We start from the raw sequence: 17,723 nt of genomic DNA on the forward strand, positions 1-17,723 counted from the left end.
AATATTATTGAATTTTATTCCATATTTCTTTTATTTTATTTAAATATTCTTCTTTTGTTAATAATATATTTTCTATCACTAGTCTAGCATTTTGCGCTAACCGATTGGCAAGCCCTCTGTCTTTTGCCAATCTTAATATTGCCTCCTTCAATGCTTCTTTATCATTTACCGGAACAACGAGCCCAGATTCTTCATTTTTTATTACCTCATCAGCCAGACCAACATCCGTCATTATAATCGGCAAGCCACAAAAAACCGCCTCTATCACAGCCCTTCCCCAACCCTCATAAAGTGACGAATGAACAAAAATATCTGCTTCTCCGTAATATTTATCCAAATTTGTTTGATATCCGATAAAAGCAACGCTTTCTCCAAGTTGTAAATTGCGAACTAAAAGTTGTAAACTTTTTTTAAGCCAACCCTCACCAGCAATAATAAGTTTTGCATTTGGTAGTTGCTTTTTTATTTCCGCAAACGCTTCTATAAGCTGTTTATGATTTTTAACAGGCACTAAATTTCCAACCGATAAAATAATAAAATCATTATTATCTTTCTGGGTTTTTATCAATTCTTTTCTTTCCGTAAAAATCGGAACAGTAGTAATATTTTTATTTATTTCTTCAATTGATCTTCTAATTCTTTCACTAACAACACGAACAAAAGTCGCTCGTCTTAAAATAAATTTTCCCAAATACCATCTAAAACGATTTAATAATCTTTCGTTTTTCCAATATTTATTTCCATACAAATCACCATGAAGCTGAACTTCCAGCCCAATTTTATATTTTTGCGCTAAAAGCCAGCCAATAAAACCCGTCTCAAACGGATCTTGAGATGTAATCACCCACTCATCTTTTACGCTTAAAATTTTACTCCCTATATTTTTTGCTTTCAATAAAGCAGCTAATCTATTACCAGAAGTCGGATAAACGAATATATTTTTATCCAGATTGTTTTTTTCCCCTGATTTACCCAAAATAATTATATGTAGCTCGTCGCAAATAGAGCCGTAATCCCTCATTCGGCCAGCTGAACTTGAATTTTTGTCTAAAATTGAACCATCTAAGCTCAACATTAAAATCTTCATAATTGACAAATTGGTCTTATTATATTAACATAATATAATTATATATTCAATGTTTATATGAATAAAACACCGCATAATTGCCTAAATAACGATAAAATTTTTATTATAGCCGAAGCAGGCAAAAATTTTATACAGACAGAAAATGGCCGTCCCATATCGGAATACCTGGAAAACGCCAAAAAACTAGTACTGGAAGCTAAAAAAGCCGGAGCTGATGCCATAAAATTCCAAACGCATAATGTTTACGATGAACAGCTTGATATAAATGTGATTTCATCACATTTTAAGAGTTCTGACCGCTATTCATGGGTAACTCGTAATACACTTGCAACGCCCATGGAATTTTGGACGGAATTAAAAAACTTTTGCGACAAAATCGGAATTATCTTTTTTTCTACGCCAATGTCAAGAGGCGCAGCAAAAAAAATTAATCACTTAATACCCTTTTGGAAGGTGGGATCAGGCGATATCCTAGACTTTGTAATGCTCGATTATCTTGCAGACACTAAAAAACCAATTATCCTTTCGTCGGGAATGAGCACACTTGAAGAAACCGACTTAGCAATTAATTTTTTAAAAAAACGAGGTGCAGAAATACATCTTTTGCATTGCGTTTCCAAATATCCGTGCGCGCCCGAGGATCTAAAATTAAATACAATCCCCTTCTTGAATGAAAGATATGGCATTAGAACCGGATTTTCCGACCATTCTTTAAATATTACTTCCGTGCTTGTAGCGGTTTCTTTAGGTGCCAAAATAGTTGAAAAGCATTTTTCGCTTGACCGGAACCTGTGGGGCTCTGACCATAAAGTTTCACTAATTCCGAAAGAGATGGCAGAACTTGTAAAAAAAGTGCGGAGTTTAGAAAAAAATCATCAGCTTAAAGAAAAAATCGCTACACTATACAAAAAAAATATTTATGAAGACGAGGGAAAAGATCTACAGGAAGGCGAAGCTGTTTTTAGGCCACTTTTCAGAAAATCACTTATTATCGCCTGCGATATAAAAGCTGACGAAAAAATAACTTCTGAAAAAATATATGCTATGCGACCACAAAAATATATAGAAGGGCTACCGTCTGAAGATTATGAAAAAATTTTGAATAAACCTGCATTAAAAGATATAAAAAAATATTGTCCAATAAGCAAAGAATTAATAACTTAAAAAATATTTGCGCTTGGCGCAAATATTTTTATATATTCCTAAAATATTCTATTGTTTTTATTAATCCGTCTTCCAAATTAATTTGCGGACTCCAATCTAATTCTGCTTTTGCCAATTCAATATCCGGCTTACGCTTTTGAGGATCGTCTTTAGGCAAAGGAGTAAAAATAATCTTTGAGCTTGAACCAGTTAATTCTATTATCTTTTTGGCAATTTCTAAAATAGTTATTTCATAAGGGTTCCCTAAATTCACCGGACCAATAAAATTCTCCTTATCCATCAAGCTCTGAAGCCCTCTGATTAAATCTAATACATAGCAAAACGACCGCGTCTGCTCGCCTTTCCCATAAATCGTAATATCAACATTATGAAGCGCTTGAATTATGAAATTAGAAACTACACGCCCATCATTTGGTGCCATCATTGGACCATATGTATTAAAAATCCTTGCTACTCGTATATCAATTCCATATTGACGCCTATAATCAAAAAATAAAGCCTCAGCCATTCTTTTACCCTCGTCATAACAAGCACGCGGACCAATGGTGTTGACATTGCCTTTATAATCCTCTTTTTGAGGGTGCTCTAATGGATCGCCATAAACTTCTGAGGTTGAGGCCTGTAAAATTCTTGCTCCATATTTTTCGGCAAGATTTAAAAGATTTATTACTCCAATTGTATTAGTTTTTATTGTATGAATAGGATTTGCTTGATAATGGACAGGAGATGCTGGACAAGCCAAATTATATATCAGGTCTATTTTCTCATCAAAAAAAACTGGGTTTACAATATCATGCTCAATAAGCTTAAAATATTTATTTTCTAAAAGTTCTTTTACGTTATTCTTTTGACCCGTAGAAAAATTATCAAGGCAAATTATCTTGTTGCCCAAATCTAAAAGCTGACGACATAAATGACTACCAATGAATCCGGCTCCTCCGGTTATTAAAATAGTTCTCATATTTATATATTATATATATAATATTAAAAAATCAAGCTCTTCCCCAAAAAATCCCTTATTCATAATTGTATAATTTATAATATTATGTTAAAATAAGTAAATAAATTAAAATAACTTAACAATTAAAAAATAATTCTATGTTATCACGTTCACCCCTCGACCTATCAAGGGTAAGCAAAGAAAACATTAATAAAGAAATTTTGCGTCTTGGCATCATCGCAGAACTTGATGCCGTGTCTCTTTATGAACAGATGGCGGCAATAACAAGCAACGAAGACTTAAAAAAGATACTTCTAGATGTCGCGAAAGAAGAAAAAACTCATATTGGAGAATTCCAATCCTTACTACTGGGCTTAGACGAAGAGCAAGTAAGAGAGCTGGAAGCAGGAAAAGAAGAAGTTCAAAAAGAACTTGCAAAATAATTATGGATCTAAGCATTATTATCGTTAACTGGAATACAAGACAGCTCTTAGAGGGCTGTCTTGATTCTATTTATAAAAATACTCATAATATTAATTTTGATATATTTGTAGTTGATAATGCATCGCACGACAACAGCGCAGAAATGGTTGAAGAAAAATTCTCACAAGTGCATCTTATAAAAAATAATAAAAATGTTGGTTTTGCTACTGCAAATAATCAAGCGATTCGTCAAGCAACAGGAAAATATATTTTAATTTTAAATCCTGATACGCTTATTTTAAGTAATACCATAGAACATGCCTTAGAGATAATTAAAAACTATCCTGAAATCGGCATTCTTGGGCCAAAAACCCTAGATAAAAATAAGAATATACAAAAGACTGTCCGCCGTGATCCTAACATTTTGAGTCAATTATTTTTCCCCTCACAAATGAAAAAACTATTTCCAAATTGGGGCCCTATTAAAAAATATTACTTTAATGATTTTGACTATGATAAAGAGTCTCTTGTCCCACAATTACAGGGCTCTTGCTTACTCATAAATCGCGAATTATTTCAAAAAATAGGATTCTTTGATGAAAAATTTTTTATTTGGTTTGAAGAAGTTGATCTTTGTTTACGTACACGTAAAGCCGAGTATAAAATTTTGTATTCTCCCGATATAGAAATAATCCATTATGGAGGAGAGTCTTTCATGCAAATCAATACTATAAAAAAACAAGCTCTATACTCCCGTTCTATGCTTTATTACTTTTATAAAAATAAACCAAAATGGCAATGGTTTATTTTGCTTTTATTCAAACTACCCATTATAATAATAGATAAGATTATTAAATAATACATCTTATGTTAAAAAAACATCCGTTGCTCTCAAGCTTGTTATCATCGTTTTTACTGGTTACCTATGTCTTTCTCGTAAGCTTGCTATTAAATAGTGGCACAGACCTATTCGGTAAAACATCAAATGTTTTCACAGCTCTTATGATGCTCTTACTTCTGGTTTTCTCTGTTCTAATCTGCGGGCTTTTACTTTTAGGTGGTCCGATCTATTTATATTTTGAAAAAAACAAAAAAGAAGCGTGTAGGATGCTTCTTTCCAATGTTATTTTCTTGGCTATTATTTTAATAACCACATTATCTCTGCAAATTATTTTCTAATTGATCAATCGTCATCTCTTCATTAAAGCCGGAAATAAACTCTCTGGCTTTTTTAGTTTTTGCAGTATAGCTTGTCGTACTACTTACCGTACGACAAATAATTTCTTTGATTTGTTCTTTATTGTTATATTCAAAAAGCTCTCCCCTTTCCTCATTTTCCCCGATGAGCTCTGTGTTGCCACCGGCACGACTAACCGCAATCGGCGTGCCACACGCCATTGCTTCCAGGATAACATGACTTAAACCCTCATAAGCGGTATTCAAAATAAATAAATCAGCTTTCTGCATTCTATCAATAACTTCGTCATGGCTTAACCTGCCTAATAATTTTATTCTATTCTGTAATTCGTGATTCATGATTCGTGATTCGTAATTTTTGTATTCCGGTCCGTCTCCAATAATTTCTAAATCAACATTTGGAATATCCTTCACAATATCAATCAAGGTATCAAATCCTTTCCATGGCATCAATCTTCCGATCGATAATATTTTAAATTTATTCCCTAATTCCTTATTCCTGATTCCCAGTTCTTTTATATCAAATGAATTATATACTACCTTTATTTTTTCTGGATTTATTTTCCATCCATTAATTAAAACTTTTTTTAAATAAAAACTTGGTGTGATTATTTTCTCCGCGCGTCTTGCTACCCAATTCTGTATTTTTTCTAAAATCTGTATTTTTAATGGATAATTTTCATTTAAAAATGGATAAAAACTATCCAATAATGGCATCTTATCTTTTAGCTCTGGTACTTGCTCTGCCTGCTCCCAAGCATAATCCCCCACTACCTTTAAAGCTAATTTCTTTTTTAAAAATATATTTGCCAAGGTCGCGGGCAAACCAACACTAACAGAATCCTGCATATAAATCAGATCTGAGTTTCTGCCCAATTTCAAAACCTGTAAAAAATATGCCAGGTGCCTTATGGCAACAGGTAACTTTTTACTAACGCCCGTAACAACCAACTTGCCATCTTTAATATTTTGATTGGAATAGGTTAAGATACGAACTTTATGTCCACGCTGACTCAACTTCTCGCCTATCAATTTTGAATATGTTGCCGGTCCGCCAATCTCTGGCGGATAAATCCCTGTTGCAATTAAAATATTTAATAATTTTGGTTTTTGATAAATATTATCTATTTTTTCAACGCTCACATCCCAAGAAAAATTTCTTCTTGCGTTGATTTTTGCCAATTCGATCATTTCTTTTCTTTTTTCAGATGACATTTCAAAAATCTTAACAATCGCGTTTGCTATTTGTTCGCTACTACTCGGTTCAATCAAAATGCCTGTTTTCCCATCTTCTATGACATCAGGAATTCCGCCAACCCGTGTCCCAATAACAGGTACGCCACATGCTTGCGCTTCTATAAAAACAATGCCAAGCCCCTCTGCCAAAGAAGGACAAATAGAAACATCGCCTTTCGCGAGCACGCAAAGCGCCTCTTTATGCGATAAATTTCCTAATAGCTTAACGCTATTTTCTAATTTTAATTCTTTTATTTGATTTTCAATTTTTTCACGTAAAGGCCCATCACCAACCAAAATTAATTTTGTATCGGAATATTTTTCTAAAATTTTTGGCATTGCGGCGACCAAGTTTTTATGGTCTTTTTCCCAAGATAATCTGGCAACACAAACAATATCATGCTTTACGTCGCCGATTTTTAAAACCGGCTCTATTTGCGTAAAGTCAACCCCGTTTGGCACAACCTCTATATTTTTCGCGCCAAGTCGCTTTGCTCTATCTGCCAAAAAGTTGCTGATTGCTGTTATTTCGTCAGGTGAACGATGAATTCCTTTCCATAAGATCGGCATTTTAGACCAAATCTTTGCATCCAAATCGCCTGACTGCAAGGTTAATATCCGTTTTACATTAGATACTGCCTTTTTCGCTCTCCAAAGCGCTAAACCGGCATATGACTCCATTACAGCATGAATAATTTGTGGATTATATTTTTTTGCCTCAAGTGGCGCCAGCCAGATATAGCGAAGCTTATCCCATTTATTACCCTTGCCAATACGAATAATTTTATATTCGCCCGTATCTTCTCTATCCGGCAAGTCAGAACAAAGTTTCGCAGTAATAACAATAAAGCGATATCTGTTTGATAATCGCTCTACCACTTCTTTTACAAACCGCTCGGCGCCAGACATAAACGGTTCATAAAAACAAGAGAAAATAACTATTGTTTTTTTATTTTCTGATTCCATTTTATTTATTATAATAACTTCTCCACCATTCAACTGCCTTTTTTATACCTTCTTTAAGAGATGTTCTTGGACTATATCCCAAAATATTACGGGCTTTGGTAATATCCGCGATATAATGAGTTACCTCGCCAACCTTAGATTCTTCTACTGTCATTTTAACTTCTTTTCCAAGCGCTTCACCGATTAAGTTTGCCAGCTCGATTAATGTATGACCTTCACCAAAGGCCAAATTGAATGTCTGATTTTTTACCTCTCCGCTTAATAGCTTCTCTATGCCGGCAATAATACCATTCACGCAATCGTCAACATAAGTAAAGTCCAATGTCTTATCTTTTCCGAAAACGACAATTGGCTCTTCGTTATATATTTTATTTATAAAAAGTGGCATAACACGTTCCATTCTTTTTATATCTGCGTCATATCTGCCATAAACATTGCTAAAACGAAAAACTATATAGGGAAGATTATAACATTTGGCATAAGAATATATTAGCGCTTCGCCAGAAATCTTGCTTGCCGAATATGGACTTTCAGTAAAAGCAATGTCAGTTTGATTTTCATCGGTCGTATAACGCTGAATGTCTCCATAAACCTCTCGGGAACTTGAAAAAATAATTGGTTTATTGTTCTGTCGCGCATATTCCAAAACATTAAAAGTAATCGCAATATTATCCATCGCTCTTTCAGGATATTTCACCAATTCATGAACTTTCGCGTTTGCCGCCAAATGAACTACCAAATCAATATCGTCAGGATATTGAACATTCCCAATTCCATCTTTAAAATTAAAAAACCTGCCAGATAAATCCTGCATTACATATGGAAATTTATCAGTCCATGTATTTATTCTTTTATCTACGCCAAAAATATGATGTCCTTTTTCCTGTAATTTTAGCGCTAAGTTTGTTCCAATTTCACCACTTGAGCCGGTAATAAGTATATGCATATTATAGAGGAGTTGATTTTTTTAATACTTTACTATATCATTTTAGTATATTTATGTCAATTTAGCAAATTATGAAAAAAATATTATATATCGTCACAATACCCGACTGGGGTGGAGCACAAAAGTATGTTTTTGATTCGACATCTTTTGGTTTTGACAAATCTGAATTTGAAATTACAGTTGCTTATGGTCAACCTGCATTTGATTCAAAAATAAACTTAATGGAAAAATGCAAAAAATCAAATATCCCTTATCACCAATTCAAAAACCTAAAAAGACAGATATCCCTCTACGATTTACCAGCAATTTGGGAAATAAAAAAATATATAGAAAAAGAAAAACCAGATCGTATTCATCTAAATAGCTCAAAGGCTGGAATCGTCGGCTCTTTTGCAGCTAAAATATCAAATCATAAACCACAGGTCTGGTATACGGTTCATGGTTGGGCATTTTTAGAGCCAATGGCTAATTGGAGAAAAAAGCTTTATATTTTTCTAGAACGTTTGGCTAGTAAATATCGTGATAAAATAATTGTTCTTGGAAAAAAAGAAAAAAAAATTGCTCTAGAATATAAAATTTGCCCAGAAGAAAAAATTGAAGTGAAAAACCATATCTATTGGGGCGGACAGTCACTATTGGAAAAAACAAATGCATTAAAAGTGCTTAACCTTCCTCAAAACAAAAAAATTATCGGAACGATAGCAAATTTTTATCCGGCAAAAGCTTTGCAGAATTTGATTGAAGTTGCATCGAAAATAAATAATCCAGATATAATTTTTACAATTATTGGAGATGGGCCGGAAAGAAATAATTATGAATTACTAATTACAAATTATAAATTACAGGATAGATTTTTATTATTGGGGGAAAAAGATAACGCTTCACAGTATCTAAATGCATTTGACCTTTTTGTCCTTCCATCAATAAAAGAAGGCATGCCTTATGCGATATTAGAAGCGATGCAAGCAAAACTACCCATTGTCGTAACAGAGGTCGGGGCTGTCCCAGAAATGCTAGAAAATTACCCGAACAAAACCATAGTTCCTCCGGCTGATATAGAAAAACTGACAGAAGCAATAAAGAAATATTTATAAAATCAGCCCCGAATGGGGCTGATTTTTATTTTTTTAATCCTATTATTTAAATAAATCCGGATTTAATTTTTGCGCATTACTAAACGCTTCATAAGCTTTTGTTTCATCTCCTTGACGACGGTATGCCAATCCAAGCCTTAAATATAAATCAGCCGAAGGGTTCTGCTCTATCGCCAAGTTACATAATTTTATAAAATAACCATCTTCCTTTAATTCTTCAGCTAAACCGGCAGCATACAACAATTCATTTGATGACTTCCAACTATAATTTTTATCTATTGCTTTTTTAATATTTTCCCACATCAATGGCTCTTCGCCTTTTTTTTCATATGCAAAAGCTAAGTACCAATAAGATTCGGGAACTCTTGGATCGAGTTCAATAACTTCTTTTAATATTTTTTTCGCGCCATCAGTATCGCCCTTCATAAGCTTTACTTTAGCCCATGTATAATATATCTGCTGTCTTTTTGGAGATAGTTGGCTTGCTTTAATAAAAAAACTTTCTGCGCTATCTAGGTATTTTGAGTCGCTTGAAGCAAGTATCATATCTATTTGACCTGCTAAAATATAATCATATACGTCTTTTCCACCTTCCTCAATTTGCTCTAAAAGATTTTCCCTGGCAAATAAAAGTGCACTCTTATAATCTGGATTGGTAGTTAGGATGTTATCATTTACCCTCGCTATTCTTTTTATCATAGAGCTTCGGATATCAAATATAAATGGAGTATCCATTGATAAAAGCTCCTTATAAGCGTCTGCCCCAAGTTTATAATTATTAACAAAAGTAGATTCTGCCCTAATAACTCCTGTCGCTACTTTATAAGTTTTTATTGTTGTTCCAAACAATAATATAAAAAACACTATCAAAAAAAATCCGGTAATAGCAAAAAAAGCGCTATAAGAAAATTCATATTTCGGCGAAATGTCAGATCTCTTTCCTGCTATCAAAGATAAAAGAAGCCCAAATGAAAAATAAATTAAAAAATACGAAGCGGGATGTTCAAAAATAAAAAGATTCTGAATAATATAAATGCTAAAAATTATAAAAAAGAAAATTACCATGTGCCGATCTACTTCTATCTCTTGACCAATTAAAATACTTTTTGAAGTTTTATTAAACAATTTTCTTCTCCATGCAATAAATAAAGACGCTCCACCAATAACATAAAGCCCAAAATAAGCAAAAAATCCAATTATTCCTCCCATAGAAAGAGTATCAAATAAAATGCTATGGCTTCTATCAAACCAAGTTTCATAATAGGAGTGTAATAACGATTCCGGGTTATAGTGACTATTGAAAGTATAATAAAAATTTTCCAATCCAATACCTAAAACAGGCATTTCTTTAAATGTTTTCCAAGCAATCTCCCATGCAATCGCACGAGTTCTTCCGGTTCCTTCATTTAAAGAGATATTAACTACGCTCCCAATTACAGGTATATTTTTAACAGTATCTGCATTCCGGAAGATAATTAAAAAAGTAAAAATTACAATGCCTATTAATAGCGCGCCAATACCCGCTCTTCTTATATTCTTAGTTTTGGCAAAAATCGCATAGCTAAAAATAACAGTTAAAATGCCAAATAAAATAGCAATATCCGCGCCTCGACTGCTCTTGGAATGCAAAATAATAAATGCCTCAAGAATTGCTATTATTAAATAGACAATTTGCCAAATTTGTTTCTTTTCCTTAAAAGCCAATAATGACGCAAAGAAAATATGAAAAAGAAAATAACTTCCAATATAAATAGAATTCCCTAAAGTTCCCCAAACACGTCCTCCGATGTTAGCGTATAGATAGACACCTTCTTTTGTATATTGAGCAGCAATAACAAACACCTGCAATAAGCTTACGGCCAACAAAACGTCCAATGCGCGCTTAATCTTTGGCCAAGCATCAAAAACAATAGATACCATAATCGCATAAGCAATAAAATGCCAAACCACGAATACGCCTGTCATTCTCTCAAAATTACTCCAAAAAGCCCTTCTAAAATCAACTCCAAAAATCGCTGATAATAATAATGACAAAGCATAAAAGCCAAACCAATATAAAAGCAACGTTTTTCTTGGTCGAAATTTTTTAAAATTAATCACCAAAAGAAGCAGATAAACTACCGCCATGAGCTGAACCAATCCTTGAAAATATAAAATCTTTCCTACAATAAAAGGAAAAATACTCGTACTTACAAAAACAAAGGGCATTAAAAAACTTAAATATATCAGCCCTTCTAATATAATTAATAGAATTTTCTCAACCCTTTTATAATTAATCATAGATAAAACATTATTCAAAAATATAGCCTATCCTTCCAATTGCTTTAATAACGCTTCTCCTTCGGACTTTAAAGATGGATCCAAATTTATTAGTTCTAAAAGATATTCTTTCGCTTGACCATAATTCTGCAATTCAATATAAACGTTCACAAGCATTTTAAAATTCTCAATATTCTTAGGATCAGATGCTCTTCTTAATTCATAAATATTGGCAATTTGTTTTAATTCGCACTTACTATCTCTAAACTTTTCACACAAAGACGCGACTTTAATTGACTCGCTTTCTATTGTGCCAAAAAATCCTAAATTCATAGATTTTTTAAATTCTGTATATGCATCACCTTCTTCTCCTGCTGTTGAATAGGCAATCCCCAATCGCCAATGAGCCTGACCGATACTCTCATCAAGAACTAATGCTTTTTGTAAGATACTTACCGCATCATCAATTTTATCCAATAAAAGATAAGTTGTCCCCATCTGAAACATAACAGGCTGGCGCTTTGGGCTGACCTGTAACGCTTTATTGTAATAATCAAGGGCTTTTATAAAATCATTATTATCTTTAAAGATACTACCCTTTCTTAAATAAAGGTTCCCCAACAAAAATAAAGAAGAAAAGTTTTTTTCTAAATTTTGATTTTTTTCCAAGACTTCTATTGCCTTATAAATTTCCCACTGCCTTAACTCTATATCATCTTTTCCATTGCCCAAAAAAGAGTTATTACTAAAAAGAAGATCGATGTCATTTCTATAAATAGGAGTACTCAAAAAATTTTCCGATAGACTCTTCTTTTCTTCAAAATTTTCAGTATATCTAAACTTTATAAAATCAATTCCCGCATAAAGTGGTTTGATATTAAAAAAATAAATAGAAAGTACGGCTGGAAGTAAAAAAACAAAAAACCATGCTTTTTTATTTCGTAATTCATGGCTTGCGACCTGCAAATCATTATTATTAAAACAAAGATAAAAGAGCGCAAGCATAAAAAATATCATTATGTTTACCGAGGGCGAATCAACGGAAAAAAACATATAACCAGCAAGGCCTGCCAAAAGTCCAAAAAGAGGGGCATTTTCTTTTTTAAAATATCCTTTCTTTAAAAACGTAATACCTGAATAGACAAATATCGCCAAGAATATCATTAAACCAAAAATGCCCGTCATAATAGCAACATCTATAAATATGTTGTGTGCCCTGTCTGAGAATGTCTCGTTTACTCCATTTATTAAAAAATGCGGATCATAATATTTATCAAAAACATAATCAAAATTTTCCATCCCCCACCCCAAAAACAATCTCTCTTTAAAAGGAGAAAGGGAAATCTTCCATAATAATAAGCGTCCCTTTATTGAGCCATCCATATCGCTTATAGAAAGCTCCGTAAGACGATTAAAATTTATCAATTTATTATCTCCGATATTCATCTTGGATAGCCCAAAAATACCAAAAAGAGATATAATAAAAATGATAAAAATACTTAAAATAATAATTTTTTGCTTTTTTCGCGCTATTAAAAATAAGTATAAAAATATAAAAAATATTCCAATAACAAACCCTACGAAAGCCGCACGCGTTCCTGTATAAAATAAAATTAAAGTAAAAAAAGATGCTCCAACTAAAAATATCCAACGGTATCGTTGTTCTTCAATAAAAAAATAATAAATCGATAGAAAAACCATAAAAAGCAAAAAACCAGCAAAAAAAATAGAATTGCCAGTAGTTGACATAACACGGTGTTCGGTAGAACTCTTCATGCTCGTCTTGTCTATATTTATTTGCGGATAGAGACGCTCAAAAAAACCGAATATTGCCATTGCAAAGCCTACGAGTAAAATAAAAAATATAAGTTGTTTTTTTTCTTTTTTAGTTCTAAATACAGTAATTATATAAAAATAAAATGCTAATAAATGCAGAAGTGTAAAAATTCCTCGCATTCTTGAAGGTTCTCCCCAGAAACTTTGACTCCAATTAACTCCAAAAATTGACGAAACAAAAATTATTCCAAAAAATAATAAAATTAATTTTGTTAATAGATCGATTTTTGGCCTATAATTTTTATAAAAAATCATTAGATAAACAAAAAACGGAAGAACTATTTCTATTACTACCTGGAAATAAATCATCTTACCGAAAACCGTTCCAAAAATTGTTTGGGAAATATAAACCAAAGACGCAAGCAATGAAATATAAACGCCTAATTTTATTATTTTAATTAAATTTTGTGAACTTAACATAAAAAGTAGTCACAAACTAATAATAAGTTAATCAAGTAGCTGTTTATTTATTATTTTTATAAATGTCTCTCCCTCTTCTTTATAGCTTGCGTCAAGTTCAATAGTTTTCCTAATTAAACCTATCGCTAACGCATACTGCCCCTCCATATATCTTGCAGTTGCTTCCTGCGCATACCATTCGGCGTTATTTGGTTCAATAGCCTGCATAGCCTTGTATAAATCACCCAAAACTCCATAATTTTTATTATCCAAAAAATATTGATGGCACTTCTCAAATAAAAACAAAATTTCATTTTTTTCTGACGAACGATATCCCAGCTCTACCGCCCTTAACATCCAGTCTATTCCATCTTTATCTTTTTCATCTACCAAGAAAATATTTTTTGCCCCCTCCCAATAAGAAAGTGGCGCGCTTGGTTCAAGGTTTATCGCTTCTTGATATGCTTTCTTTGCGCTCTCAATATTATCAGAGAGAATATAATATCTTCCTAAAGCAAAATAAATATGTTGCCTTTTTGGAGAAAGTAACAAAGCTGTTTTAAATTCGTTATCTGCCAATTCAAAATATTTTTTATCTTTTACTGACGCTTCGCTATAAAAAATGCCCAAAAGCATATGACTATATGCATTATTCGGATGCTCCGTAATATTTTTCTGCAATTCTGATATTCCAAAAAAGACTTCTTCATTAGAATAAAAATCGCCATTGATTCTTAAGTCAGTAATTATACTCTTCGCTAGATCATCCCGCCATTCTTCTTTGTACGGATTAAAAATACTCATCGCGCTCTTATAGCCTGCGATATCATTCTTTTGCCCCACTTCATATAAAAGTGTTGTTTGTCGTAGCTTTATGCTCGCTAACAAAAGTCTTATGTTTACAATCCATCCAAATATTAAAATAAAAATTATTATTCCAATCAAGTACGTAAAAGGAATATTTCTTTTTTTCCTCCCATCACCTTCTTCAATCCCTGAAATAAAACTTAAAACAATAATAAATAACAACCATGAAACCGGAGTATCAAAAGCAAAAAGATTCTGCATAAAATAAGCTGCGCTACCGCCAAAAATAACCGCGCGTTCAGATAATCCAAAAATGTTTTTCTTTTTTTGTAAAATATAAAATCCTGCTCCAAATATACCGAGATATGATAAAACCCCAAGGATTCCACCATTTATTCCCATTTCCAAAACAACATTGTGTGGCTTGTCGAACCAAGTTTCATAATACGAATATTTTAATAAAACCGGGTTATAATATTTATTAAAAACAATATGAAAATTTTCTTGCCCCCAACCTAAAATTGGCTTTTCAGCAATTCCTTTTAAAGCTATTTCCCAGCCGAGAATACGTGTTTTACCAGTAGTCGTTTCCAGTGAAATATTAGTTATCCTATTTAACGCCTCGTTTTCTTTTATAAAACCTTTATCTCGCAAAGAAAAAATTAAAACTCCCGAAAAAATAAAAATAATTAATCCAATAAAAACAGCTTTTCTTATTTTTTTATTTTTATTACATATACAAAAATACAGAGCTCCGGCAAATATCCCAAAAATTATTCCTAAAAATGCGCCTCGGCTTTGCGTTAAAAATATTCCCCATAATAAGATTAACGATATTGCAGTAAAAAACAATTTCAATTTCTTATCTTTATAGCTGAAAAATAAATATGCGGATAATATTAAATTTAATATAAAATAAGCTCCTATAAAAATCGGGTTTCCTAATGTGCCAGAGATCCTGTCGCCCAAATCAACTCCCCAAAATTTTATTTCGAAAAGTGATAAAACTGCAATGCCGAACATCGTAAGTGACACGCAAACGTTACATGATAAAAATCTTTGCCATTCTTTTTTTTCTTTCAAAAAAGAACTTAAAACAACAAAAAGTAAAAATATATGCAATAGATAAAACCAACCAGTAAAACGCTCCTCGTTTCCCCAAAAACTTTTATTAAAATCTACCCCAAAAACAGATGACAAAAACATAACGGCAACAAATAATCCAAAAGTAATTAACAATGCATTTTTTTTCGGCCGATAATCTTTATTAAAAATGGCCAAGACTAAATAAAGCCCAAAAATAACTTCTATTAAAAATTGTATTATAAGACCTCTGCCAAAATTAAAAGGAAAAATCGTCATTGGAGTAATGATAAGAGGGGTAAACGCCAATGAATATAATAAAATTTTTATAATTTTTGTAAGCCGGTTAAAAAACATATAAATTTAAGATTTACAAAAAACAACTGATTTGATAGTGTTATTCTTCAGATTCTTTTACATCTACTTGTTTCAAAAAGTTTTCTCCTTCATCTCCAAATTTAGGATCTAAAAAGATTGCTTGCCGGGCATACTGTCTGGCCTTTTCATACTCTCCAATCTCCAAATATACAACTGCCGCATTAGCCCACCATCTTGGGTTTTCTTTATCTTCTGAAATTATTTTTTCATACACAGGCGCCATCCTTATATAATCGTTATATCTTCCTAAAACTGTCACATATAAGATAGCATCATCAATACTTTTTAGCGCTCTCCCATTATCTACCGCTGTTGACATAAAAGCATATGATTTTTCATATTCGCCTTTTGCATCATATAAAATAGACAAAAACCAATAAGGCTCCATAATCTCCGGATTTTTTTCTACCATTTTTGTTAAAATTTCGATTCCTTTATCAATATCTCTTTTTTGGTAATATATTTGCCCGAGCAATATGCCGGCAACTTGCCTATCCGGACTAATGGCTTCGGCCTTTTCCGCTTGTATCAAGGCTTTATCCACGTAGCCTGAATCAACATAGATACCCATAAAATTATACATCTGCGCCAAACGATAACTATAGGAAAAATTATCTGGGTGTTTATCGTTAGCCTTTTCTAAGCCGTCTATAGCAACCGGCAAAATCTCTCGCATTACAACAACGGGTATTCTGCCTCCGGCATCAGCTTTTATTATAATATCTGAAAGATATTCCCAATTTGCAAATTGATAATACCCATCAAGCTTTCCCAACTCTTTTATGTGTTTTATTGTATTATTATAATTATTTGATTTTATTGCATCGCTCGCCTGGCTCGTATGATAAGAAGCGCGTACGGTTCTAAATCCTATAAGCACCAAAGAAATAATAATTATTAAAAAAAGCGGGGTTACTATTTTTTTAAAAAGACCGACTGAAAATTTATTTTGACTCAGAAAATATTCATTATAATAAAAAATTATAAACCCAAAAATAGAACACATCACAAGCCGAAGCTCATTGGTTTCAAAAGCAAAAAATATATGTCCGGCATAAGCAATAATTGCCGCGCCCAAAACTATAAAAATCCAATTATCTTCTATATTCTTTCTCCCGAGCTTATATAGCAAAAATAGAGCGTAAAGAAATATGCAAATATATAAAATTCCGCCAATTACCCCGGTTGTTGCAAAAACCTCTAAAAATTGATTATGAGGCTTATCCATCCATGTTTCATAAAAAGAAAATTTTAGAAGCGTCGGATTATAAAATTTGGAAAAAGCATAAGAAAAATTTTCCGGTCCCCAACCAAAAAGCCACTTACTAAAAAACGCCTCTATTGCTATTTTCCAAGTTATAAGCCTTGTCACGATCGTATCCGAATGTAAAGAAAATTTGGAAAGTCTTAATAGTAAACTATTATTTAAGGCCATGTATCCGGCAAAACCGACTAAAAGTCCAAAAACAATCGCAAGTCGAGAAAATATTTTTTGTTTATCCTTAAACGCTTCATAAATAAAAAAGATTCCCAGAAAAAGAGTGGCAATTGCCAGTGAAATAATAGAGCCCCTGGTTTGCGTCAAAAATATTCCCAAAATAAAAACAAAACAAGCTACCAGCCATAAAATTCTATTCTTTGTTGTTTTTTCTTTTATAAAAAGAAAAATTGATAAAAATATGTGGGGCAAAAGATAACCGGCTAAAAATATTGAATTTCCTAAAATTCCGGAAAACCTATTGAGAAAGAAAACTTTTTCTCCTTCTTTGGGAAAAAAACTAATTCCGTCGGACATTAAATCATAAAATACAGAAACCATTGTCACAAAAAAAGCGGAAATAACCATAAGCTTTATAAAAAAAATCCACTTTTCTTTATTGTCTAAAAAAAAGATAATTGAAATAAGCC

General features: G+C 32.5%; 12 protein-coding genes. 4 read left to right on the forward strand and 8 right to left on the reverse strand.

The features are described 5' to 3' along the window. Positions 1 to 4: 4 nt before the first annotated feature. Positions 5 to 1,087, reverse strand: a complete 1,083-nt coding sequence (locus COU51_04155; GenBank protein PIR66447.1) for a hypothetical protein — start codon at positions 1,085 to 1,087, stop codon at positions 5 to 7. Positions 1,088 to 1,144: 57 nt separating this feature from the next. On the opposite strand from COU51_04155, the gene COU51_04160 reads away from it, so the two are divergent. Next, entirely contained in the window at positions 1,145 to 2,251 is a 1,107-nt protein-coding gene (locus COU51_04160; GenBank protein ID PIR66448.1) for a hypothetical protein, read from the forward strand. A gap of 28 nt (positions 2,252 to 2,279) precedes the next feature. Here COU51_04160 and COU51_04165 read toward each other — a convergent pair whose 3' ends face one another. Next, positions 2,280 to 3,212, reverse strand: coding sequence for an NAD-dependent dehydratase (locus COU51_04165; protein ID PIR66449.1), 933 nt, complete (start codon positions 3,210 to 3,212; stop codon positions 2,280 to 2,282). 137 nt (positions 3,213 to 3,349) lie between these two features. On the opposite strand from COU51_04165, the gene COU51_04170 reads away from it, so the two are divergent. Further along, the gene (locus COU51_04170; GenBank protein PIR66450.1) at positions 3,350 to 3,634 is read left to right on the forward strand and encodes a rubrerythrin; all 285 of its coding nucleotides are present in this window, start codon (positions 3,350 to 3,352) and stop codon (positions 3,632 to 3,634) included. A gap of 2 nt (positions 3,635 to 3,636) precedes the next feature. Continuing rightward, positions 3,637 to 4,473, forward strand: coding sequence for a glycosyltransferase family 2 protein (locus COU51_04175; GenBank protein ID PIR66451.1), 837 nt, complete (start codon positions 3,637 to 3,639; stop codon positions 4,471 to 4,473). A gap of 296 nt (positions 4,474 to 4,769) precedes the next feature. On the opposite strand, the gene COU51_04180 is transcribed toward COU51_04175, so the two are convergent. Both COU51_04180 and COU51_04185 read right to left on the reverse strand, forming a co-directional pair. Next, positions 4,770 to 7,046, reverse strand: coding sequence for a hypothetical protein (locus COU51_04180; protein ID PIR66452.1), 2,277 nt, complete (start codon positions 7,044 to 7,046; stop codon positions 4,770 to 4,772). Beyond that, on the reverse strand, positions 7,015 to 7,959 hold the full coding sequence (locus COU51_04185) for a nucleoside-diphosphate sugar epimerase (GenBank protein ID PIR66453.1): 945 nt from the start codon (positions 7,957 to 7,959) through the stop codon (positions 7,015 to 7,017). The genes COU51_04180 and COU51_04185 overlap by 32 nt, the downstream gene beginning before the upstream one ends. A gap of 71 nt (positions 7,960 to 8,030) precedes the next feature. Between COU51_04185 and COU51_04190 the strand changes: the two genes are divergently transcribed. Beyond that, the gene (locus tag COU51_04190; GenBank protein ID PIR66454.1) at positions 8,031 to 9,053 is read left to right on the forward strand and encodes a hypothetical protein; all 1,023 of its coding nucleotides are present in this window, start codon (positions 8,031 to 8,033) and stop codon (positions 9,051 to 9,053) included. Positions 9,054 to 9,095: 42 nt separating this feature from the next. Here the strand turns inward: COU51_04190 and COU51_04195 are convergent, their stop codons facing one another. The 4 genes from COU51_04195 to COU51_04210 form a co-directional block, all read right to left on the reverse strand. Then, positions 9,096 to 11,333 carry a hypothetical protein gene (locus COU51_04195; protein PIR66458.1) on the reverse strand — a complete coding sequence of 746 codons (2,238 nt, stop codon included), beginning with the start codon at positions 11,331 to 11,333 and terminating at the stop codon, positions 9,096 to 9,098. 27 nt (positions 11,334 to 11,360) lie between these two features. After that, positions 11,361 to 13,568 carry a hypothetical protein gene (locus COU51_04200; protein PIR66455.1) on the reverse strand — a complete coding sequence of 736 codons (2,208 nt, stop codon included), beginning with the start codon at positions 13,566 to 13,568 and terminating at the stop codon, positions 11,361 to 11,363. A gap of 27 nt (positions 13,569 to 13,595) precedes the next feature. Continuing rightward, complete coding sequence (locus COU51_04205; protein ID PIR66456.1) at positions 13,596 to 15,794, reverse strand: hypothetical protein; 2,199 nt, start codon at positions 15,792 to 15,794, stop codon at positions 13,596 to 13,598. Between the two features lie 40 nt (positions 15,795 to 15,834). Continuing rightward, positions 15,835 to 17,723 (reverse strand): hypothetical protein (locus COU51_04210; protein PIR66457.1); only part of this gene is annotated, 1,889 nt, incomplete at its 5' end.

Source organism: Parcubacteria group bacterium CG10_big_fil_rev_8_21_14_0_10_36_14 (genome assembly GCA_002772895.1).
Lineage (GTDB): Bacteria > Patescibacteriota > Patescibacteriia.

Coding starts and splice junctions, on each gene's coding strand:
- COU51_04190 (PIR66454.1), top strand. CDS start 8,031: ATGAAAAAAATATTATATATCGTCACAATACCCGACTGGGGTGGAGCA.
- COU51_04200 (PIR66455.1), bottom strand. CDS start 13,568: ATGTTAAGTTCACAAAATTTAATTAAAATAATAAAATTAGGCGTTTAT.
- COU51_04185 (PIR66453.1), bottom strand. CDS start 7,959: ATGCATATACTTATTACCGGCTCAAGTGGTGAAATTGGAACAAACTTA.
- COU51_04175 (PIR66451.1), top strand. CDS start 3,637: ATGGATCTAAGCATTATTATCGTTAACTGGAATACAAGACAGCTCTTA.
- COU51_04205 (PIR66456.1), bottom strand. CDS start 15,794: ATGTTTTTTAACCGGCTTACAAAAATTATAAAAATTTTATTATATTCA.
- COU51_04195 (PIR66458.1), bottom strand. CDS start 11,333: ATGATTAATTATAAAAGGGTTGAGAAAATTCTATTAATTATATTAGAA.
- COU51_04165 (PIR66449.1), bottom strand. CDS start 3,212: ATGAGAACTATTTTAATAACCGGAGGAGCCGGATTCATTGGTAGTCAT.
- COU51_04155 (PIR66447.1), bottom strand. CDS start 1,087: ATGAAGATTTTAATGTTGAGCTTAGATGGTTCAATTTTAGACAAAAAT.
- COU51_04160 (PIR66448.1), top strand. CDS start 1,145: ATGAATAAAACACCGCATAATTGCCTAAATAACGATAAAATTTTTATT.
- COU51_04170 (PIR66450.1), top strand. CDS start 3,350: ATGTTATCACGTTCACCCCTCGACCTATCAAGGGTAAGCAAAGAAAAC.